At 60.9% G+C, this 20,433-nt stretch carries 14 protein-coding genes; 4 read left to right on the forward strand and 10 right to left on the reverse strand.

Annotated elements, in window-relative coordinates; translation table 11 throughout:
* Nucleotides 1-28: 28 nt before the first annotated feature.
* The 6 genes from FYJ85_RS15240 to FYJ85_RS15265 form a co-directional block, all read right to left on the reverse strand.
* Nucleotides 29-1,033, reverse strand: coding sequence for a uroporphyrinogen decarboxylase family protein (locus FYJ85_RS15240; protein ID WP_206213226.1), 1,005 nt, complete (start codon nucleotides 1,031-1,033; stop codon nucleotides 29-31).
* Between the two features lie 170 nt (nucleotides 1,034-1,203).
* Nucleotides 1,204-3,234 (reverse strand): 2Fe-2S iron-sulfur cluster binding domain-containing protein, encoded by a 2,031-nt coding sequence (locus FYJ85_RS15245; protein WP_106053400.1) that lies wholly within the window; start codon nucleotides 3,232-3,234, stop codon nucleotides 1,204-1,206.
* Nucleotides 3,235-3,267: 33 nt separating this feature from the next.
* A complete protein-coding gene (locus FYJ85_RS15250; RefSeq protein WP_106053399.1) occupies nucleotides 3,268-5,178 on the reverse strand; it encodes an NADH-quinone oxidoreductase subunit NuoF in 1,911 nt (636 codons plus the stop codon).
* Between the two features lie 22 nt (nucleotides 5,179-5,200).
* Entirely contained in the window at nucleotides 5,201-5,716 is a 516-nt protein-coding gene (locus FYJ85_RS15255; RefSeq protein ID WP_206213227.1) for an NADH-quinone oxidoreductase subunit NuoE family protein, read from the reverse strand.
* A gap of 53 nt (nucleotides 5,717-5,769) precedes the next feature.
* Nucleotides 5,770-6,423, reverse strand: coding sequence for a redox-sensing transcriptional repressor Rex (locus FYJ85_RS15260; RefSeq protein WP_106053398.1), 654 nt, complete (start codon nucleotides 6,421-6,423; stop codon nucleotides 5,770-5,772).
* A 217-nt stretch (nucleotides 6,424-6,640) separates the two neighbouring features.
* Nucleotides 6,641-7,756 carry an NADH:flavin oxidoreductase gene (locus FYJ85_RS15265; RefSeq protein ID WP_154419402.1) on the reverse strand — a complete coding sequence of 372 codons (1,116 nt, stop codon included), beginning with the start codon at nucleotides 7,754-7,756 and terminating at the stop codon, nucleotides 6,641-6,643.
* Between the two features lie 389 nt (nucleotides 7,757-8,145).
* Here FYJ85_RS15265 and FYJ85_RS24070 point away from each other — a divergent pair, with 389 nt between their 5' ends.
* From FYJ85_RS24070 to FYJ85_RS15280, 3 genes are all read left to right on the forward strand, one after another.
* Complete coding sequence (locus FYJ85_RS24070) at nucleotides 8,146-8,883, forward strand: type II secretion system protein (protein ID WP_154419403.1); 738 nt, start codon at nucleotides 8,146-8,148, stop codon at nucleotides 8,881-8,883.
* 35 nt (nucleotides 8,884-8,918) lie between these two features.
* Nucleotides 8,919-10,778 (forward strand): beta-galactosidase, encoded by a 1,860-nt coding sequence (locus FYJ85_RS15275; RefSeq protein ID WP_154419404.1) that lies wholly within the window; start codon nucleotides 8,919-8,921, stop codon nucleotides 10,776-10,778.
* Between the two features lie 154 nt (nucleotides 10,779-10,932).
* Nucleotides 10,933-12,543: a hypothetical protein gene (locus tag FYJ85_RS15280; protein WP_154419405.1), complete on the forward strand. Its 1,611-nt coding sequence runs from the start codon at nucleotides 10,933-10,935 to the stop codon at nucleotides 12,541-12,543.
* On the opposite strand, the gene FYJ85_RS15285 is transcribed toward FYJ85_RS15280, so the two are convergent.
* The 4 genes from FYJ85_RS15285 to FYJ85_RS15300 all read right to left on the reverse strand — a co-directional run bounded on the left by FYJ85_RS15285 (nucleotide 12,503) and on the right by FYJ85_RS15300 (nucleotide 18,513).
* Nucleotides 12,503-14,425, reverse strand: a complete 1,923-nt coding sequence (locus FYJ85_RS15285; RefSeq protein WP_154419406.1) for an alpha-L-rhamnosidase-related protein — start codon at nucleotides 14,423-14,425, stop codon at nucleotides 12,503-12,505. The two genes, FYJ85_RS15280 and FYJ85_RS15285, sit on opposite strands and share 41 nt — an antisense overlap.
* Nucleotides 14,426-14,519: 94 nt before the next feature.
* Nucleotides 14,520-16,745, reverse strand: a complete 2,226-nt coding sequence (locus FYJ85_RS15290; protein ID WP_158703973.1) for a beta-galactosidase — start codon at nucleotides 16,743-16,745, stop codon at nucleotides 14,520-14,522.
* A gap of 36 nt (nucleotides 16,746-16,781) precedes the next feature.
* The gene (locus FYJ85_RS15295) at nucleotides 16,782-17,444 is read right to left on the reverse strand and encodes a prepilin-type N-terminal cleavage/methylation domain-containing protein (protein ID WP_106053391.1); all 663 of its coding nucleotides are present in this window, start codon (nucleotides 17,442-17,444) and stop codon (nucleotides 16,782-16,784) included.
* 22 nt (nucleotides 17,445-17,466) lie between these two features.
* The gene (locus FYJ85_RS15300; RefSeq protein WP_106053390.1) at nucleotides 17,467-18,513 is read right to left on the reverse strand and encodes a LacI family DNA-binding transcriptional regulator; all 1,047 of its coding nucleotides are present in this window, start codon (nucleotides 18,511-18,513) and stop codon (nucleotides 17,467-17,469) included.
* 273 nt (nucleotides 18,514-18,786) lie between these two features.
* Between FYJ85_RS15300 and FYJ85_RS15305 the strand changes: the two genes are divergently transcribed.
* Nucleotides 18,787-20,394: an ATP-binding cassette domain-containing protein gene (locus FYJ85_RS15305; RefSeq protein WP_106053389.1), complete on the forward strand. Its 1,608-nt coding sequence runs from the start codon at nucleotides 18,787-18,789 to the stop codon at nucleotides 20,392-20,394.
* Nucleotides 20,395-20,433: the final 39 nt, after the last annotated feature.

Below are 20,433 nucleotides of genomic sequence, written 5' to 3' on the forward strand. Positions count from 1 at the left end.
TCCGTTCCCGCGCCGCAGGAAACCTGATTCAGGCCCGGCTGCGGTCCGCCGCTGCGCGATAGAAGGCCCTGATGTTCTCCATCGATACGCCCGGCGGCACGTCGCAGCCGGAGGAGAGGACGAAATTACGATATTCCTTTGTCGCTTCCAGCAGCTCCGCGGTCTTGCGGTAAATTTCTTCGGGCGTCGCGTTCTTGAACATGCCGACCGGGTCGATATTGCCCATCAGCAGTGTTTTTTCCGGCATCTGCGGCAGGATTTCCGGGATGCTGACCGCGTTGCCGAGATGCAGCGCCATCGCCCCGGTCGAGAGGAGCGCCGGAATCTGCTGCTCGGTCCGCCCGCAGTTGTGCAGGATCACCATGAAGTTGTCGTCCTGTACCCGTTCGACGATTCGCCTGACATAGTCCGCCGCGAAATCTCGGCACATGTCCGGCGAGAGCAGCCCGGCCGCCGGTTCCGCGATGACGATTCCGTTGACGCCGGTCGCCTTGATCGCTTCGGCATAACCGGCGAGAAAAGAGGCCGTCTTATCGAGCAGCGCGTGGGCCGCCTCGGGCTCGACTGCCGCCATGATCATGATTTCGGTCATATCCGCCAGCCGTCCGGCCAGCGAGAAGGGGCCGATCATGCCGCCGAACACCGGCCGGTCGAGATTCGCGGCGCAGAGTTTCGCGCATTTCAGCACCTCCGCCGTCCGTGCCGCTCCGACCTCCGGAACTGCGAGTGCGTCGATTTCGTTCCGGTCCGAAACGATCCGGTCCGTGACCGTCGGATTTTCGTATTCGGAATAACGGATCGGCGACCCGAAGGCTTCGGCTTCGACCGACAGGTCCATGAAGGTTACCGCCGCATCGCACGGAGTCGCTTTCGCCAGTGCGTCGATACAGCGGAACTGCAGTTCCCCGTCCCGGAACACATCGACCGGTTTGGCCCCGATCAGCTCCATGCCGGGGCTGGTCATGATCGGCATCACATAGCGGCGCGGGGACGCGAGGACCGTTTCGACGAATTCTTTCATATTCAATTGCATGACAGACTTCCGTTGTTGCTGGATTGCTCTCTTTTATCTTATAGTATAGCAGCAAAACCGGATGGTTTTTTCTCTCGCTTGGCTTTTTATTGCTCTATGTTGGTTTTGCGGGAGCCGCGACGAAAAAAGGGCGCCGTTCCCGGCGCCCTTTCGGCGGAATCGCATCTGCCTTATTTGGCGAACGCGCTTTCGATCGCCCGCCTGACCTCCGCGAAGGTCTGCTCGACCGAATCGTTGCGCGGAATCACCACGTCGCCGACCGTGACGGAGATCGTGCCGTCCGCTTCCGGGCGCGAACTGAAGGCCGCGTCGATGTTCACGCTGTCGGCCCAGCCCTTCTGCTTCACGAACTCGACCACGCGTCCGAGCAGCTCCTGTCCCGGGCACTTGCTCTGCTTCGTGCAGAGGGTCACGCAGATCGGGAGGGCATCCTCCTTCTTGCTGCGCAGGATCGGGCTCTTCGCATCGAACAGCTGGCTGCGGTTCTGGTAGTGGGTATGCAGCCGCGTATGCGCCTCATGCGAACCCGGGCGGCCGCCGAAGCTCTCCGCGTAGCACTTGTCGACCCAGTAGTTGTCCTGCGGCTTCTGGACCTGGCGGCCCTTGTCCGTGTCGTACAGACCGGCTGCGCGTTTCGTGCGGAAATCCTTGTCGTGCGAAATCGGCTGTCCGCCGCCGGCGACGCAGCCGCCCGGGCAGGCCATGACTTCGACGAAGTCATAGGCCGCTTTGCCGGCCTTCACCTCTTCGACCAGCTTGCGGGCGTTCGCAAGACCGTGGACCACCGCGATGCGCAGCTTTTTGCCGGCGACCTCGAGCGTCGCCTCCTTGCGCGGCGCAAGTCCGCGGGTCTCCTTGAAGTCGATCGGGCTCATCGGATTGCCGGAGACCTTCTCGACCGCGAAACGCAGCGCCGCTTCCATCACGCCGCCCGTCGCGCCGAAGATCACGCCGCCGCCGGTCGAGAAACCGAGCGGCATGTCGAAGGCCGACGGTTCGAGCTCGTTGGTCTGGATGCCCATCGACTGAATCATCTGGGCGAGTTCGTTCGTGGTCAGCACGTAGTCCACATCCGGACGGCCGTCCTGCGAGAACTTCGGCAGCTGCGCTTCGTACTTCTTCGCGGTGCACGGCATGATCGACACGACGACGAGGTTTTCGGGTTTGACGCCGAGCTTGGCCGGCAGCGTCTTGCGGGCGATGGAACCGAAGATCGCCTGCGGCGAACGCGTCGTCGAAATGTTCGGCAGCAGTTCCGGGTAGTAGGTTTCGGCGAACTTGACCCAGCCCGGGCAGCAGCTCGTGAACATCGGCAGCACGCCGTTGTTTTCAAGCCGGTCGAGGAACTCGGTCGCCTCTTCGAAAATCGTCATATCGGCCGCGAAGCAGGTGTCGTAAACTTCGTCGAAGCCGAGAATCTTCATGGCGGTGACCATCTTGCGGGCGACGTTTTCGCCCATCGCGAAGCCGCCGAGCTTTTCGCCGAGACCGACGCGGACCGCCGGAGCGACCTGCGCGATGACGATCTTGTCCGGGTCGTAAATCGCATCCCAGACCTGATCGATGTTGCTCTTGGCCACGATCGCGCCGGTCGGGCAGACCTGCGCGCACTGACCGCAGTTCACACACTCGACTTCGGAGAGGTTGCTGTCGAAGGCCGGGACGACCCGGGCATTCGAACCGCGGCACGCGAAATCGAGCGCGCCGACCGACTGAACCTCGGAGCAGACCCGGACGCAGTCGCCGCAGAGCACGCACTTGTTCGGGTCGCGGACCAGCGACGGGCTCGATTCGTCGACCGGCAGGTCCTTGATCGACTGCTTGTAGCGGACGTCGTGGACGCCGAGCTTGCGGGCGATGTCCTGCAGCGAACAGTTCGCGCTGCGCTGGCAGCTCGGGCACTCGCGCTTATGGCTGGCCAGAAGCAGCTCGACGTTGATTTTGCGCATGTTGCGGATCGCCTTGGTGTCCGTGAAGATCACCATGCCGGCTTCCGGCGCGGTCGAGCAGGAGGCCATGATGCCGCGTCCCTTCACGTCGACGAGGCAGAGACGGCAGGCGCCGTAGATCGACAGCTCGGAATGGTAGCAGAAGGTCGGGATGTCGATGCCGGCTTTGCGGATCAGTTCAAGCAGATTCCGCTCGCCCGCGATCTCGATCTCGCGGTTGTTGACAAACAGAGTTTTCTTTTCTTCACTCATTTTATTTTATGCTCCAGGGCTGTGATTGATGGATTAAAGGCCGACGATCGCGCCGAATTTGCAGGCCGCCTTGCAGGCGCCGCACTTGATGCACTTGTCCGCATCGAGGACGTGAACTTCCTTGACCTTGCCGGTGATCGCCCCGACCGGACACTTGCGCATGCAGGCCGTGCAGCCCTTGCATTTGTCGGCCAGAATTTCGGGCCGGGCCAGCGCCTTGCATTCGCCGGCCGGACAGGTCTTCTTGAGGACGTGCGCTTCGTACTCTTCGCGGAAATAGCGCAGCGTCGAGAGCACCGGGTTCGGGGCGGTCTTGCCGAGGCCGCAGAGCGAACCGAGCTGGACCGCCTTCGCGGTCTCCTCGAGCAGCTCGAGCGTGTGACGGTCGGCGCGCCCTTCGATGATGTCGTCGAGCAGCGCGAGCATCTGGCGCGTGCCTTCGCGGCACGGCACGCACTTGCCGCAGGATTCATTCTGCGTGAACTGCATGAAGAAGCGCGCGATCTTGACGATGCAGGTCTGCTTGTTCATGACCACGAGGCCGCCGGAGCCGACCATCGCGCCGACGCTCTTGAGCGAGTCGAAGTCGAGCGGCAGATCCAGCATTTCGGGGGTCAGGCAGCCGCCGGACGGACCGCCGATCTGGACGGCTTTGAAATCTTCGTTCGTGATTTCGCCGGCGTTGTTGGTCACGCCGCCGCCGATGTTGTAGACGATCTCGCGCAGCGTCGTGCCGAACGGCACCTCGATGAGGCCGGTGTTCGCCACATGCCCGGTCAGAGCGAAGGTCTTCGTGCCGGGGGACTTCTCGGTGCCGACCGACTTGTACTGCTCCGGACCCTTGTGGAAAATGCCCGGAACCGACGCAAGCGTCTCGACGTTGTTGATGACCGTCGGCTTGCCCCAGAGTCCGCTCTGGGCCGGGAACGGCGGCTTCGGCTTCGGCATGCCGCGCTTGCCCTCGATCGACGCGATGAGAGCGGTCTCTTCGCCGCAGACGAACGCGCCGGCGCCTTCCATCACGTTGACCCGGAAGCTGAAATCGCTGCCGAACAGATTGTCGCCGAGAACGCCGATCGCCTCGGCGTCCTTCACCGCGGCGCGCATGCGTTCGACCGCGAGCGGATATTCGGCGCGGACGTAGACATACCCCTCATCGGCGCCGATGGCGCGGGCCGCGATCATCATGCCCTCGATGACGGCGTGCGGATTGCCCTCCATGACCGAGCGGTCCATGAACGCGCCCGGATCGCCTTCGTCGCCGTTGCAGATGACGTACTTCTTATCGTTCTTCGACGCGAGGGTGAACTTCCACTTGAGGCCGGTCGGGAAGCCGCCGCCGCCGCGGCCGCGCAGGCCGGATTCGATCGCGGTCTGGCAGACCTCTTCCGGCTTCATTTCGAGAACCGCCTTGCGGGCGCCGAAGTAACCGCCGCGCGCAATATATTCGCGGACGTCGCCCGGCTCGATCCGGCAGTTCGCGAGAACCACGCGCTTCTGGCGGTTGTAGAACGGGATTTCGGCGTCGCCCTTGCAGTGGCAGTTGCCGTTCTTGTGGTCGACGTAGAGCAGCCGGTCGATGATTTCGCCGCGCTGGAGCGTGCGTTCGACGATCTCCGGCACGTCGGCGATCTTGACCTTCGTGTAGAGGATGTCGCCCGGCTCGATGTGGAGCAGCGGCCCCATCTGGCAGAAGCCCTGGCAGCCGGACTTCGAAATGTAGGTGTCTTCCTTCTTCCGGTCCTCGGCCTTGACCTCGAGAATCACGTCGATGCCGGCCTTCTCGAGTTCTTTGGCGAGCGCGTCGCGGACGTCGAGCGAACCGTTGGCCACGCAGCCCGTGCCGCCGCAGATGATGATCCGGCGCTTGACGTTCTGGTAGGCTTTCTTATAATCGGCTGCGATTTTATCAAGATCGACAGAATTGACGGTTGCGGTACTCATTTTATTCACTCTCTCCCGGATGTTACTGATTGGCGGCTTTTTCTTCCGCGATGACCTGATCGATGATCGCGTCGGTCTTTTCCGGCGTCATCTGGCCGTGCACGGAATCGTTGACCAGCATGACCGGAGCGAGGCCGCAGGCTCCGAGGCAGCTGACGGTTTCGACGGTGAAGAGAAGATCGTCCGTCGTGCGCTTCTCGTCGGAGAGCTTGAGCTTCTCATAGAGGGCGTGCAGAATGCTGTGCGACTTCTTGACGTGGCAGGCGGTGCCGTCGCAGAGCTTGATGATGTATTTGCCCTTCGGCTGCATCGAGAAATGGGCGTAGAAGGTCGCCACGCCGTAGACCCGCGACGGCGGGACGCCGATGCTGGTCGCGACATAGCTGATCATGTCTTTCGACAGATATTTATAAACAGCCTGAACCTCCTGAAGAATCGGAATCAGCCGTCCTTCGGAGTAGTTGTTCTTCTCCAGAATTTTGTTTACCGCGGCGAGATGGTCGATCATCGCCTGGGTGGTTTCCATGGTTTCCTGCATTTTCGCTCCTTGTGACTGTTGCTGTCTATCTTAACATTCAGGGAAATACCGTTTCACTCCTGGGAATCCTCTTCGACGAGCTTCCGGCTCATCTTGACCGAAAGGACGGCGAGGCCGCCGGCGATGACTTCGCGTTGGACGATCACGTCGTCCGGCACTTTCAAACTGACGTTGGCGAAGTTCCAGATCGCCTTGATTCCGCCGGCCACCATGCGGTCCGCGACGTCCTGGGCCTGATCGGCCGGAACGCAGATGATGCCCATCCGGACCTGAAGCCGCCGGGTCAGCTCCTCGAGCCGGTCGATGTCGAAGACGCTGCGCTCGCGCACCTCGGTGCCGATTTTGGCCGGATCCGCATCGAAGGCGGCGATGATCCGCAGCCCGTACTCCTCGAACCCCTCGTAGCCCATGAGAGCGCTGCCGAGGGAGCCGGCGCCGACCAGAATCGCCTCCGACACATTGTCCCAGTTCAGGTAGCTCTTGATCGCTTCGATCAGCTCCCGGACCTTGTAGCCGACTCCCGGCTGGCCGGAGACGCCGGTCAGCGCGAGGTCTTTGCGGATGACGATTTCACCGAGATTCATATAGCGTGCAAGTTCCGGAGTCGCAACGATTTCAACACCGGCCTTGCGCATTTCGGACAGCTTATAGAGATAGGTAGGCAGCCGCCGGATCGTCGGCAGCTTCGGAACCTTCACATTCGCCATATAAGTCTCCGTTACAATTTAGACGCGTATAAGTGCTTCCGATACGATACAAGCTGGCCGGACACCTCTTCCGGCCAGCCTGCAATCCGCACGTGCAACACTTAAAATAACACTTTTCCCGGAGATTTCAAGGCGTTCGGACCTTTATTATCGATATTTTTATATCTAAATAGAGTATTTTTTTATCAAAGTCGTTATTTTATTTGTTTTCAATCACTTACGAGTCATGATTCCGGGCTCCTCTTTGATCGCGGGGGCAGAAAAGGCCTCTGCCGGTCAGAATCGGGCGGAAGCAGCCGTTGCAGCTGACGCATGTCGAACGGGCCGTTTCTCCGGCGAGCCAGCGTCTGACGATTTCCGGGTCGCGGATCAGCGGGCGGGAGAGCGACACGCCGTCGCAGATCTCCTCCGCGAGCAGCCGTTCCGCCGCGGCGGCGTCGCGGACGCCGCCGACCAGCAGGAGCGGAATCGAAAGCCCGCGCCGGAGCTCGCGCGCGCATTCCTCATAATAAACCGGGCCGTCCGGCTGCGGGTCGACGGTGCGGACCGGGCTCAGCAGCGGCCCCGCCTCCGGGATTCCGCCCGAAAGCTCCACCGCATCGAGGCCATGCCGCTCGAGTTCGCGGCAGAGCCGGATGCACTCGGCGGCGCTGAAGCCGCCCGGCGCGAAATCCTCGCAGTTGATTTTAGCGAGGACCGGATAGTCCCGGCCGACTTCGGTCCGGACCGCCCCGAGTATTTCCAGGAGCAGCCGGGCCCGGTTTTCCGGCGTACCTCCGTATGCGTCGGAACGGTGATTGTAAAAACCGGAGAGAAACTGGCTGATCAGGTAGCCGTGGGCGGCGTGAAGCTGCACGCCGTCGAACCCGGCCCGTTTGGCCCGGAGCGCGGCTTCGGCAAAGCTCCGGACAATATGGGCAATCTCCCCGGCAGATGCCTCCCGGCAGGGCGGCCGATTCCGGCCGGAGACGAAGGGCGACGGCCCGACTGCGGAAGCGGCATCCGCCGCCGCCCCTCCGGCGTGGGCGAGCTGAAGCACGATCTTTGTGCCGGAAGCGTGGACGCGATCCACCGTTTCGTGCCACGGGCCGATGCAGCCGTCGGAATCGGCGGCGGCCTGATTCCGGCCGGCGCGCCCTTCGGGAGAAACGAACGCGTGCCCGGTGACGACAAGCCCGAGCCCGGCGCGGCCGAGCCGTTCGTAAACGGCCGCAAGTTCCGGCGTATAAACGCCTTCCCGGGAGGCGAGCCCTTCGTGGGTGGCGGACCGGACGAACCGGTTCCGAAGCGTCATTCCGTTGATGGCCAACGGCGTACTGATTCTGTTGGGCATGATCTCCTCCCGGCTTTCCCGTCATTGTCATTCCGGTAAGATAGCACGCCTCCCGCGGCTGTCAAATACTTTCACCGCTTTTCGGAGAAGGCCGGATTTCAGTTTTTTCCGGATTTTTCACGGTTTCCGCTTGACAAAAAGGTGAAAATCGTTCATACTATTACCAGCTATTCAGTCGTGTCGATTGACGCAAGGACGCATAATCGGCAGTATGTTAAGCACAATTCGAATGTCAGTTTTTCATTCATTTCCCTCCATGTCAGGTTGAGTTGGTATTTTCATACGCAGCGGGGCGTTCGGCGAATCGGCGTCGTTCCGCGTCGCTTTACCGCGAATCCCGCCCGGCGGCAGCAACATACTGCCGATTATCGGACGAAAGGATTCGCCAAATGAAAAAAAAGAGATTTACGTTGATTGAACTTCTTGTTGTTGTTGCAATTATTGCGATCCTCGCGGGGATGCTGCTGCCGGCTCTGAACCGGGCGCGTGAGAGCGCGCGGGGAAGCAAATGCCTCAACAACAAGAAACAGGCGATGCTGGCGCAGATCCAGTATTCCGGCGATTTTGACAATTACTATATCGGTTACATGCAGAACAAAGCCAACGATACGACCGCGGGGCTGTGGGTCGGGCTTCTCTCCTGCCGGCCGGATGCAGGCGGCGTGTACAACGTGCAGGACGGCGGCTATGTCGGCCGCGCCTCGCTTCAGTGTCCGTCGCTGAAGGCCAGGAACGCTCCGGGGGATGCGTCCTTCGATTCCTATCACAGCGTATTCGGAATCGACCACAGCCCGGCGGACAGCACCCGCGCGACGACGCTGGGAGATTATATCCTCTCCCGTTTACAGGACCCGGAATATTACGTGTTCGCGTTGTCGCGGATGAAACGCCCGGGCGATATCCTCATCTTCGCCGATACGCTCAAGGTGAGCAACGGATACTCGTTCGCCCGGTTCCGGTGCAGCTCCGACGAGGAGACGGCGGGCGTGGTCATGGCGCACGGCGGACGGACCGCCGCCTCGTTCGCCGACGGACATGCCGCCATGCATACGGGAAAAGAGCTCAACGCCATGCCGTACAACCTCAAGTTCTGGTATGGCGGCACGGACGGCACGGTCGGCAACTGAACAGCGGAAACTCAGAAAGCAAATAAGGAGATTTTATGGACTTCAAACGAACACTGGGCATGGCATTCGCCGCGGTCGGTTTCTCCCTCGCGGCGGCTCCGGCGGTCACGGACAATCCCTACGGCGTCTGCGCCCATGTCAGCCGCGGCGAACTCGATATCGCGCCGCAGGAATTCAAGCGCATGCACGAGGCGGACATCAACTGGGTCCGCACCGACTTCGACTGGCACGGCGTCGAGCCGAAGCAGGGGGCCTGGGATTTCAGCCGCCTCGACAAGCTCATTCCGCTCGCGAAACAGGCGAACGTCAGCATCCTGCCGATTCTCGACTACGACGTTCCGTGGGCGACTCCGGCCTGGCGGCATCCCGATGCGTGGGGCGGTTACGTCCGCCGGATCGTGTCGCGTTACGCGAAGGACCTGCGGTACTGGGAGGTCTGGAACGAGCAGAACGGCAGCGGCTTCTGGAGAGACAGGCCGAGCGGCGCGAACTATGTTCCGCTGCTGAAGCGCGCCTATGAAGAGATCAAGAAGATCGATCCGGAGCTGACCGTCCTTTACGGCGGCACCGCCGGGGTTCCGCTCGGCTATATCGAGGACTCGCTCAAGGCCGGCGCCGGGGCGTATTTCGACGTCATGAACATCCATCCGTATCACTGGCAGGGAGTGCCGGAGCTGATGATCGCCGAATTCCGGGACCTCGGGGCGCTGATGAAAAAATACGGCGTCGGCGACAAGCCGCTCTGGATCACCGAAGTCGGCTGGTCGACGGCGCTGCCGCCGGTTTTCTACCGGGAAGTACTGCCGGCAGCCTTCCGGCGGGCCGGAATCGATCCGGCGAAGACCACGGCGGCGGCGGTCTGCGATATGGAGAAGGGCTTTTCGGGCGCCGCGCATCTCAACCAGAGCGGGAACCTGGCCATGTTCCGGCAGGTCGACGAGATCGGCCTCGACCGGCTCCGCGGCCTCTCCGTCGAACGTTATCCTGTGCTGGTTCCGACCGGCGGGGAGGAGTTTCCGGCGGAATACATTCCGGCGCTGGTCGATTACGTGAAGCGCGGCGGCACGCTTCTGCTGCCGTCCGGGCTGCCGTTCTACTACGACCTCCGCTCCGACGGCGGGAAGGTTCAGGTGAACGACAAATACCTGAAGCAGTTCCATATCGGCTGGGATGCATGGTGGACGAAGGAGGGCGTGCCGGAGAAGGAGAGCTACCAGAAGCCCGCGCCGGAGTTCGACGGCGCGTTCAAGATCGATTTCAAGCCGGCAGCCCGCTTTCTGCATGACCGGAACCTCAGGCCCGGCGACGAATTCATCCCGGTCATCGAGGCCGGAACCGACACGTACAAAGGTGCGGTCGCCGCGCTTTACAAACTGGACAGCGACCTGAAGGGGAACATCATCGTCTGCACGACGCTGGCCGTTTCCGAGACCGTTCCGGAATCGCAGCAGGCCGAAATGCTGCCGCGCACCTATCTCATCGCGCTGGCCAGCGGCGTCGAGCGGATTTTCTGGTACAACTTCCGTTCCGGGGAGTGGCAGCCGGACGAACGGGAGGCCCATTTCGGCATCGTGCGGAAAAATCTGGAGCCCAAACCGTCGTTCCGGGCCTATCGGACGCTGAGCCGGCTCTGTCCCTCCGGCTCGACCGTGCCGGTCCTGACCCGCAGAGGGGAGACATATCTCGCCGGCTGGACGCGCCCGGACGGAATGAAGGTCTGGGCTGTCTGGACCTCGCTGCGGCCGGAGAAGATCCGTCTTGACGTCAGGGGGAACGTTGTCGAAGCGCTGAACCATCTCGGGGAGAAGCAGCCGGTTCCGGGAAGCGGGTATGCCGCCTCCCCGGCGATCCTCTACCTGGTCGGCCCCGAATCGGTTTCAGCCGAACCGCTCTGACCGATCTCCGCCCGGATCACACCTTGATCGCGGAGAAAGGTGTGATCTTTTTACGTTTTTTTGACAATGTTTTGACGATTTTTTTCCGGAAGCGGCTATTGTATTAACAAACGGCACCGATAAAGAACCGTTCACACGGAAAGGAGAAATCGTTATGAACATGGTATCGAAACTGTTGTTGTCCGGCCTGGCCGGCTCGGCGCTGCTGGGAGCGGCCGAGCCGACGGCCAAGGCGCCGGTCACCCGCGCCGCGCTGTTCAAGAACGGCTATGCGCTCATCATCCGCGAGGTCGCCTCGGCGCCGGCCGATGCGTTCCTGCTTGACGAAAGCGTCACGCCGGTTCACGGCACGCTCTGGTTCGCCCCGGGCGACGGGCTGACCGTGACCGGGGTGAAGCGCCTCGGTGACGTGCCGAACCGGAATCCGTTCGCCGACCTGGCGGCGACCTATGAAGGGATGAAAGTGACGGTGACGCTGAAGAGCGGCGACGGCCTGCCGCCGCGCATCGTCACCGGCACGGTGCTTCAGGTCGGGGAGCGGGTGCCGGAGCAGGGGGGATTCCCGGCTCCGCGTTACGGTTCCTGGCCGCAGGCCGCGCCGGAAAGCGCCTGCTTTGCCGTGCTGCAGGAGAACGGCAAGGTCATCACCTTCCGGAACGACCAGATCGCTTCGATCGAGTCGGAGGGAATCAGCGCCACGCTCAGGAAAGAGAAACGGATGCTGCTGGTGGACCGCAAGGGGGCGGCCGGGAATCCGTTTTACATCACCTACCTTTCGCCCGGGCTGACCTGGGCTCCGGCCTACCGGATCGCGCTCGGAAAAGAGTCGAAGCTTCAGCTCGACCAGTCCGCGACGGTCATCAACGAGCTTGAGGACCTGAAGGATGCGGAGCTGAGTTTCGTCTCCGGCTTCCCGAACCTCGAATATATCGGCGTCACGAGTCCGCTCGCTTCCGGCATGACGCTGCAGGCGTTTCTGCAGCAGCTGAATGCCAATGAGAACGGCGGAACCGGGGCGGTGATGCCCCGCGCCATGGCGCAAGCGGCCATGAATTTCAAGATGGAGGCGGATTCCGCCGTTTCTCCGCTGCCCGGTACCGGGCTGAGCGAGGATATCCACTTTGCGCCGGGAGGCAAAGTAACGCTCGCAAAGGGCGATGTGCTCTACAAAACCCTCGCAACCGCCCGGGCGGATTACGAGCGGCTCGTAGAGTGGGAGATTCCGGACCGCCGCGACCAGTGGGGGCGGTTCCAGCAGAACTACGGCAGCCGCAATGAGAATCCGGACGGCGACCTCTGGGACGCGGTCCGCTTCAGGAATCCCCTGAAGGCCCCGATCACGACTGCGCCGGTCGAAATCGTCGACGGCGAGAAGCTGCTCGGCCAGAGCACGATCAAGTGGGTCAATCCGGGCGAGGAAGCGCTCGTCAAGATCACGAAGGCGATGACCGTCAGCGGCAGCCGCAACGAGTACGAGCTTCCCGGCAGCCGCGAGCTGGTCAGCATCGGCGGCTACAATTACCGCCGTCCCGAGGTCGAAGGGACGATCAAGCTCCGCAACTTCCGCACGCACGATGCGAAGGTCGTTGCGAAGCTGCAATTCTCCGGCGAGTTCATCTCGGCGCAGGGAGAGCCGAAGAACAGGCTGCTCGAAGCCGGGGTGTACAACATCAACCCGCGCCATGAGCTGACCTGGGAGATCACGCTGAAGCCCGGCGAAGAGCTCAGTTATCATTACCGCTACTCGGTTCTGGTCCGGAACTGACCGCTTCGAATGCCAGCGCTCCCGATGGGGTCGGGATCGTGACCGCCGCCCCGTCCGGGAGCTCCCGGCACGGGGTGTGCTTTTTCCAGCCGTCCGCGACCGGCTCGCAGCCGGAGAAGAGCATCGGCAGCAGCGCCGCGGGGCCGGCGCTCCAGGCGTGGCAGAGGCTCAGGCCGAAACGGCGGCCGTAGAACGAGTAGAGTTCTTCCCCCTCCGCACCTTCCCGGTAAGCTTCGAAGAAGGTGCTGGCTCCCTGTTTCAGCATGCCGCCCCAGATCCTGCGGATTCGTTCGATGCCCGCCAGAGAAGCGCCGGCCCTGTGAAGCGCCCAGATTTCGACCGCGGCCATGTACGGGGTTCCGACCGGCGGAAGTTCGTCTCCGAGCAGCGCGGCGACGACCGGGCGCTGCTGTTCCTCCGAAAGCAGCCCGGCCGGGATCGCCAGGAAATTCGGATGGCGGAAGAAGCCGGAGGCGGGTTCTCCGGGAGTTGCGAAGAAAAGTCCGCGCTCCGCGTCGAACGCCGTCCGGAACAGCTGCTCCTTCAGGCGTCCGGCCCGTTCCGCGCAGCGTTCCGCAGTTTGCTGTTCGCCAAGCCGTTCCATCAGCTTCCGCGCCGCTCTGAGCGCCCAGTGGAACAGGATCTGGAGCGCGCTCTCCTTCGGGAACTTCACCCAGTCGATGAAGAGCCAGCTCCCTTCCGACGGCAGGAAGCCCGTCTCTTCGGACCGCGCCAGCAGGACTTCGATATGGTCCGTCAGCTCTCCCCGCTGGAGTTCGAGGAATGCGGCATCCGCCCAGTAGAGCTGGTACAGGTCGTGACAGATCAGGAACCAGAGAGAATAATCGACGATTCCGTTCAAATGCTGTTCGCGGATTCCGGCACGTCCAAGCACGGCGAGCGTGCGGCGCACCGGTTCCGGGTCGCCGAAGGCATATGCGTTGGCCAGCAGGCTCAGCGCGAGATCGCCGACCCACGGCAGCCGGTCGCGTTTCACGCCATCGATCAGGAAGTGATACCGGCAGATCCGCAACGTATAGGCCGCATGCATCCAGATTCGGGTGAGCTCCGGATCGGCCGCAAATGCGCCCCGGTACTGCGCCGGGGCGAAGACGGCGCGGCAGACGACTTCGACCGGGGAGCCGGCTTCGACGCGCAGGTAGCGGAACGCGAGCGGCTGCGGCGTCGTCCAGATCCCCGGGGCGGATTCCCGCAGTTCCAGACTCTGTTCGAAATGCGCTGCGTCGTGGTTTTCAAGTTCGGAGAGCGATTCTCCGCACCCGAATTGCGGACGCGAAGCCGAATGAACCTCAACCCGGGCGAGCAGCTCGCGTCCGGCATCGTAACGGCCGGGAGCGAACTCCACCGGCGTGACGGAGAGCTCCGGCAGCCGCGTGTCATCCGGTGCGCCGCCCGGAACGGCGGGCGAATACGATATGCCGTCCGCCGACGCTTCCCAGTCGCCGGTTTCGGCGGCGAGAGCGGGGATGGAACCGTCCGGCGCGGCAATCCGGAGTTCCAGCAGTCCTGGACCGGATTGGATGCGGATGCAGCCGTCTCCGCCGGGTTCCGGGAGCGTGAGCGGCCTGCCGTCCAGCCTCGCCTCCTCCGGCCTGCCGTGAATGCGGAGCGTAAAGCCGCCCCGCACTGTCCGGCAGCGGTAACGAATGACACGGAACGGCGTATGAAAACAGCCCGGATACCCGACCCGGAGTTTTGCCTCTTCCACATCCCGCCGCATGCGTTCGAGCAGAAAACACTCATATTCGGAGCGCAGATAGAGCCAGCGCGGCAGCAGCGGTGCGGGCGGGTACGGCTCCCGCGCGGAGTAGGCCGGATCGAAAATCGCGAATGCGGAACGGCGGTGGGCGGCGGTCGGCATGATGACGGTTCCTTCATGAAAATGGTGTATGGATACATTAAGATACCATGTATTCCGCCGTTGTCAACGGCCGCCGTTTGGCTCGGAAGGTGATTTATGGCTTTTGTGCTGCTGCATGCGGATCAAGGCCGTCAAAGTCCAGCTCCAGGAAGCACGGAGCAGCTCCGATGATAATCGAATTGCGGCCGTAGCTGCCCTTTTTCACTGCCTCCAGCGGATTGCCGTAGTGGTCGAAGCCGCCGATGAGTCCGGAGAGAGTTGCCGTGGCGGGCCGGTTGTCCGGCAGCTCGGACCACGCCGCGACGATTCGCCGTTTGCCGTTCGAGAATGAAAAGGCGCGGACAGCGGGACCGGCGTTAACTTGTCCCTCGGGCTTCAGCCCGGCGAGGAAGCGGGTCATGGTTGCGAAAGTCATGGTTCCGGGGGTAGGCGTATAATCCGGATTGACGAGGCTCCGGTCCGGATAACGCGGAAGATTGTAAATGAACGGGAATACTTTTTCCGCACCCATGCTCCAGGTCCAGATGAAGTTCTTGATGCAGTCCGGCGTTTTTCCGGCGCCGGGCCCTTCGGAATCCCAGTATGGCAGCTCGCGTTCATACTCCTTCATCAGCCGTTTCAGATCGTAAATTTTCGGACTCCAGGCATCGGAGCCCCAGTGATGAAAACTGATGATGTCGATTTCCTGAATCACCTGCGGCAGAACCCGTTCGACAAAGTTTTCAAAATGTCTGCCGGCATCAACTGCGCGAAAACCGGAGACCATGATTTTTGCTTCCGGATCAATTGAACGGATCGCCTCGGCGCCATGTTTGATGATTTCAATGAAATTTTCCGAGGAGTCGCGCCAGAAGCCATTGCTGTTTCCATTGCGCGGTGCTCCGGGTTCATTCCAGATTTCGTAGACTTTGATTTTCCCTTTGAACCGTTCTGCAGTACGGGCACAGAAAGTTTCCCAGTCCGCGAAATTGCGCGGTGCGACACTCTGCCATTCGCGGCCGGTATCGACCGAACCGCCGGCTTCGCTGTTGCGGCTGGTCGCCCAGCGTGTCGTATTAACGAGTTCGGCGAATGCGTGCATGTCCTGCCGGTAAAGTTCATCGACCAGTTCTCCCATCTTTCCCCAGTGGAACTTCCCTTTTTCGGGTTCGACGCTGTACCAGTGAAAATTACAGCGGACCCAGCGGATGCCGAGCTCTCGCATCTGCTGTACTGCGAGACGCATGTAATCGGGGCCGTATTCCGCGTACAGAGTGCCATCAAGCGGGTAGAGGAATGCACCGAATGGAGAATCGAACGATGTGCAGTCCCCGGCAGTTTCGGTAAGAATGCCAAATGTCGATTCGGCAGAAACGGGGTGGTCTCCCCCGATATTCAGCGAAGCATGGTAAAGACCGAGCTTTTCCAGTTTTTCGGATGGAACTTCGACGGGAAACCGGATAGATTTGCCTGTTGCGGCTGTCACTGGTTCTGTTTGAGTGTGAACCGTTTTTCCATAAGCATCGGTCACTGTTACGGTGGCTGCGGTGTTCAGCGGAATCTCTCCGGCGGTGATGAAGACATTCAGACCGACCGGCTCTCCGCGGCGGAACAGGTGGCTGAAGCGGCTGCTGCGAATTTCCGGCTTGGCAAACGAGCGGTCGCCTTCAAAAATGAAGTTATCAACGATACCGTTGCTTGCGGATTCGGGCTTGTTCCATTCGATGCTGCGGATTTCGAAAATGCCGACTGGACGATCGGCTGCGGTTTCAAACGGCAGCCATTCGGAACGCCAGCAGTTTTTTTCATTTGGGGCTTCGACCGAGAAACGGTATATGCCTTTACCATTCCCGTAGCGATAAGCGAGGGTTACGCGGCAGGTTGAGCCGGCGGAAAAGCTTGTTCCGGGCAGTTCCGCTTTTTTTCCGTCGGCCAGCCGGTAGAGCTTGCCGTCAGAGGCCGGCGGAAAAAGCAGGGCCGCCTGAAATTCGTCCCACTTGGCTTTTTCCGGCTTGAAACCGAAGAAGGTCCAGATTCCGTTGCCGGGAGTGAAATCGAATGAGACACTGCCGCCGCCGGAGCGGCGTGGTGTGATGTAGATCCGGGCATGATGGCCGTTTTTGGCCGTGACATTCAGCGCTTTTCCACCATTGTGTCCGACAACGGCCAGGCTTTGCGCCTGATAACGCCAGTCATCCACCCTCCAGAACTCCTGAAGGTAGATCCCGCCGGACTTCAGGTTGTCGAAATCGGTTTGGTAGTTGTCGCACATGGCAATGTCGGCAGCATGGATTGCGAACATGAAATTGAGAATGGTGAAAACGGCGAAAAATGTTCTCATTGCAGATCCTTTCATATTTCGGAATGATGGAAATTTTTACCAGCCGCCGAAAGTTGCTGTCCCGGTCATCGAAGCATTCCAGTTGTTTTGCTCAGTACTGATTTGGCCTTTGTCGCTGTATCGTGATGCGTGTCCGTCGACAAAGAGCAGGTTGATGGCCTCTCCATGACGGAAGTCGAAGCGGATCAGCGGATTTTCCCAGCGCCGCCACAGGCAGCTTTTATTGGTCTGACACTTAAAATCCGTGACCAGTCCCCGCGTGCTCGGATTTGGGCAGCTGGTTACTTTCCTCAGCTTTGTTCCGGCGTCGCTGGGATCGATGTGGCCGTTGATGGCATAGTTGGTCATGGGATTGTAACCCACGATCCGAATCTCCTGCATATCGCGTGGGCAGATCAGGATTTCACCGTAGTTTTCCGTCCCGGAAACTTTAGTTTTGGCGATATACGGCTTCAGACCGAGCACCCAGTAGTTTTTGTTGTATTCCCCAGGACCGAGTTGCGGAATAGGAAAGCGATCTTCGAAATCAGCGGCATAAAACTGAAAGGCATTTCCCATATTCTTCAGATTATTGATGCATTTGATGTCTTTTCCACGGTCCCGCGCCCGGTTCAGTGCCGGCAGGAGCATCGACGCGAGAATGGCGATGATTGCGATAACGACCAGAAGTTCGATCAGAGTGAAATGTTTCCGTTTCATGGTGCCCGCCTTTCGTTCTTTGTTATTGTTTCCTGCCGCGCCGGTCGATTACGGTATCCCGCACCGTGAAGCGTTCCGGGACCAGCAGCCGCGGCTCCCGGACTGTGCCGCTCTTCATGAGTTCCTGCAGCATCCGTACGGCGCGCGCGGCGATTTCCGTATAATCGTATTCGACTGCGGTGAGCCGCGGCACGAACTTCAGCGCATCCCAGTCGGTCGCCTCGAAGCAGACGACGCCGACGTCGAGCGGCACGCGCAGCCCCCGCTGCTGCAGGAGGCTCACGAACGCCTTGCCGAGCACGGCGCTGCTGACCAGAACCGCATCGGGAGGTTCTCCGCAGTCCATGAGCCTCCGTTCGGCCAGCACCGCATCGACTGAGAAATCTTCGTACGGCTCGGCTTCGTAGTAGAACTCCTGCGGGGACTCCATGCCGAGCCGGGCCGTCTCGGAGGCGACGATCCCGCGGATGTGCCGGTAGCGTTGAAAGCGTGCCGGACCGTTGACGAAGCCGAGCCGGCGATGGCCTGTCGCGGCCAGGTATTCGAGCGCTTCACGCAGCGCCGGAGCAGGGTCGAACATGACCGAGTATTCCCCCGGCTCCTCGATCCGCACGAAGGGCATGCGGCACTGCTCGCGCAGGAAGCGTTCCGACTCCCCGTTCGGATTCCCGGCGATCAGCAGCCCGCCGACCAGCCCGTCGGTCAGCAGCCCCGGCAGCTCGTCCGGGTGGTGCAGGGAGTCGAACCAGTCTACCTGGCAGCGGATTCCGAGTTCCCGGCAGGTCCGCGTGAACTGAATGTTCAGATCCGTGAAGCCGACGTGTTCGCGGATATTCTGCGCATTTTCGAAGAACAGCAGCCCGATGTCGTTCAGCTCCTTGCACTTCAGAATCCGCGCCGCCGCGCTTGCCCGGTAGCCGAGCTCCGCCGCGATCCGGCGGATCTCCTCCTGCCGCGCGGCGCCGACCCGCGCCCGGCTCCGCGTGCTGCCGCCGTTCAGCACGATCGACGCCGTCACCGCCGACACCCCCGCCGCTTCCGCCACGTCCTTCAGGCAAACCCGCTTCATATCGTGAAATCTCCATTTTTCGATAAACTAATCGTTAAACCCGGCTGCATCGGACCTCTGACCGGGATGGATGCGAGGCTGTGAAACTAATCGTTAAACCACATTAATTATACCAAACAGGCCGGGGAATGTCAAGAGGGGCGGCGAAAAAAACGCGGATTTTTCATTTTTGCTCAATTCTTCGCCGGAAGCTGGAAAATCGTCGGAGGAAGAGCTATATTAATCGGATGTATGTTTTTTATGGAAAACAAATAACTTGAGGAATCACACCAGATGATCGCAGCTTCCGACATTTCCATGCGCTTCGGCCAGCAGACGCTTTTCGAAAACGTCTCGGTGAAATTCACGCCGGGCAGCCGTTACGGCCTGATCGGCGCGAACGGCTCCGGCAAATCGACCTTCATGAAGATCCTCTCCGGCCAGCAGCAGCCGACCACCGGCACGGTTTCGATCGACAAGGATTGCCGCATGGGCTTTCTGAAGCAGAACCATTACGACTACGAGGACGTCCCGATCCTCGACGTCGTCTATATGGGCAACGAGGAGCTCTGGAAGATTCACCAGGAGCGCGAATATCTTTACAGCAAGGTCGACCTGACTCCGGAGGAAGAGGACCGCGCCAACGATATCGAGGGTCTTTTCGCCGACGCCGGCGGCTACACCATGGAGGCCGATGCGGCCAAACTGCTGGTCGGCCTCGGCATCCCGGAGGAGAAGCATACCCAGCCGCTTTCGAGTCTCACCGGCGGCTTCAAGCTGCGGGTCCTGCTCGCGCAGGTGCTGTTCTACAACCCGGATATCCTGCTGCTCGACGAACCGACCAACCACCTCGACATGAGCAGCATCGACTGGCTCTGCAATTTGCTCAAGAATCACAAGGGGACCGTCATCGTCATTTCCCACAACCGTTACTTCCTGAACGAAGTCTGCACGAACATCGCGGACCTCGACTATCAGGAGATCCGCCTCTTCACCGGCAACTACGACGATTTCATGACCGCGAACGAGATCGCTCTTGAGAAGATGCGCCGCGAAAATGCCCGCAAGGAGAGCCGCATTTCCGAGCTCAAGGAGTTCATCAACCGGTTCGGCGCGAACGCTTCGAAGGCGCGGCAGGCCACCAGCCGCCAGAAGGAGCTCGATAAAATCCAGCTCGAGGAGATCAAGCCGTCCAGCCGCGTTTCCCCGTTCATCCGCTTCACTCCCCAGACCCGGCTCGGCGAGAAGGTCATCGAAGGGGTCGAGCTCGCCAAGAGCTATGACGTGAAGCTCTTTGAAAATTTCAGCCCGGTCATCGGCAATGCGGAGAAAATCGCCATCATCGGCACCAACGGCGTCGGCAAGACCACGCTGCTCAAAATCCTGCTGAAGCTGATCGAGCCGTGCGCCGGAAACGTCATCCACGGCGATACCGTCGAGCTCAGCTATTTTCCGCAGGATGCGTCGGATATCCTCTGCATGGAGGATCGCGCCATCGACTGGCTCGCCCGCTTCGCTCCGCGCGAAGGACTCACCGAGCAGGAGCTGCGTTCGTTCATGGGCAAGATGCTCTTTTCGGGCGATGAAGTCAACAAGCCGGTCAAGGTTCTCTCCGGCGGGGAGAAAGCGCGCCTCGTCATCGCGAAGATGATGCTCGAGGCCGGCAATGTCCTCGCGCTCGACGAACCGACCAACCACCTCGACCTCGAGTCGATCGAAGCGTTGAACTACGCGCTGTCGCTCTACAGGAACACGATCATTTTCGTGAGCCACGACCGCGAATTCATCAGCAGTCTCGCGACCCGCATCATCGAGATCGCCGACGGGAAGATCACCGACTTCCCCGGCACGCTCGCCGAATTCGAGGATTTCAAAAAGCGCCGCGCCCGCGCCTCGCGCTGAGCGCACGGACAAAGCGGCAGACCGGAATCCAATCATGGT

The sequence above is a fragment of the Victivallis lenta genome (genome assembly GCF_009695545.1).
Lineage (GTDB): Bacteria > Verrucomicrobiota > Lentisphaeria > Victivallales > Victivallaceae > Victivallis > Victivallis lenta.

Coding starts and splice junctions, on each gene's coding strand:
- FYJ85_RS15240 (WP_206213226.1), bottom strand. CDS start 1,033: ATGCAATTGAATATGAAAGAATTCGTCGAAACGGTCCTCGCGTCCCCG.
- FYJ85_RS15245 (WP_106053400.1), bottom strand. CDS start 3,234: ATGAGTGAAGAAAAGAAAACTCTGTTTGTCAACAACCGCGAGATCGAG.
- FYJ85_RS15250 (WP_106053399.1), bottom strand. CDS start 5,178: ATGAGTACCGCAACCGTCAATTCTGTCGATCTTGATAAAATCGCAGCC.
- FYJ85_RS15255 (WP_206213227.1), bottom strand. CDS start 5,716: ATGCAGGAAACCATGGAAACCACCCAGGCGATGATCGACCATCTCGCC.
- FYJ85_RS15260 (WP_106053398.1), bottom strand. CDS start 6,423: ATGGCGAATGTGAAGGTTCCGAAGCTGCCGACGATCCGGCGGCTGCCT.
- FYJ85_RS15265 (WP_154419402.1), bottom strand. CDS start 7,756: ATGCCCAACAGAATCAGTACGCCGTTGGCCATCAACGGAATGACGCTT.
- FYJ85_RS24070 (WP_154419403.1), top strand. CDS start 8,146: ATGAAAAAAAAGAGATTTACGTTGATTGAACTTCTTGTTGTTGTTGCA.
- FYJ85_RS15275 (WP_154419404.1), top strand. CDS start 8,919: ATGGACTTCAAACGAACACTGGGCATGGCATTCGCCGCGGTCGGTTTC.
- FYJ85_RS15280 (WP_154419405.1), top strand. CDS start 10,933: ATGAACATGGTATCGAAACTGTTGTTGTCCGGCCTGGCCGGCTCGGCG.
- FYJ85_RS15285 (WP_154419406.1), bottom strand. CDS start 14,425: ATGCCGACCGCCGCCCACCGCCGTTCCGCATTCGCGATTTTCGATCCG.
- FYJ85_RS15290 (WP_158703973.1), bottom strand. CDS start 16,745: ATGAGAACATTTTTCGCCGTTTTCACCATTCTCAATTTCATGTTCGCA.
- FYJ85_RS15295 (WP_106053391.1), bottom strand. CDS start 17,444: ATGAAACGGAAACATTTCACTCTGATCGAACTTCTGGTCGTTATCGCA.
- FYJ85_RS15300 (WP_106053390.1), bottom strand. CDS start 18,513: ATGAAGCGGGTTTGCCTGAAGGACGTGGCGGAAGCGGCGGGGGTGTCG.
- FYJ85_RS15305 (WP_106053389.1), top strand. CDS start 18,787: ATGATCGCAGCTTCCGACATTTCCATGCGCTTCGGCCAGCAGACGCTT.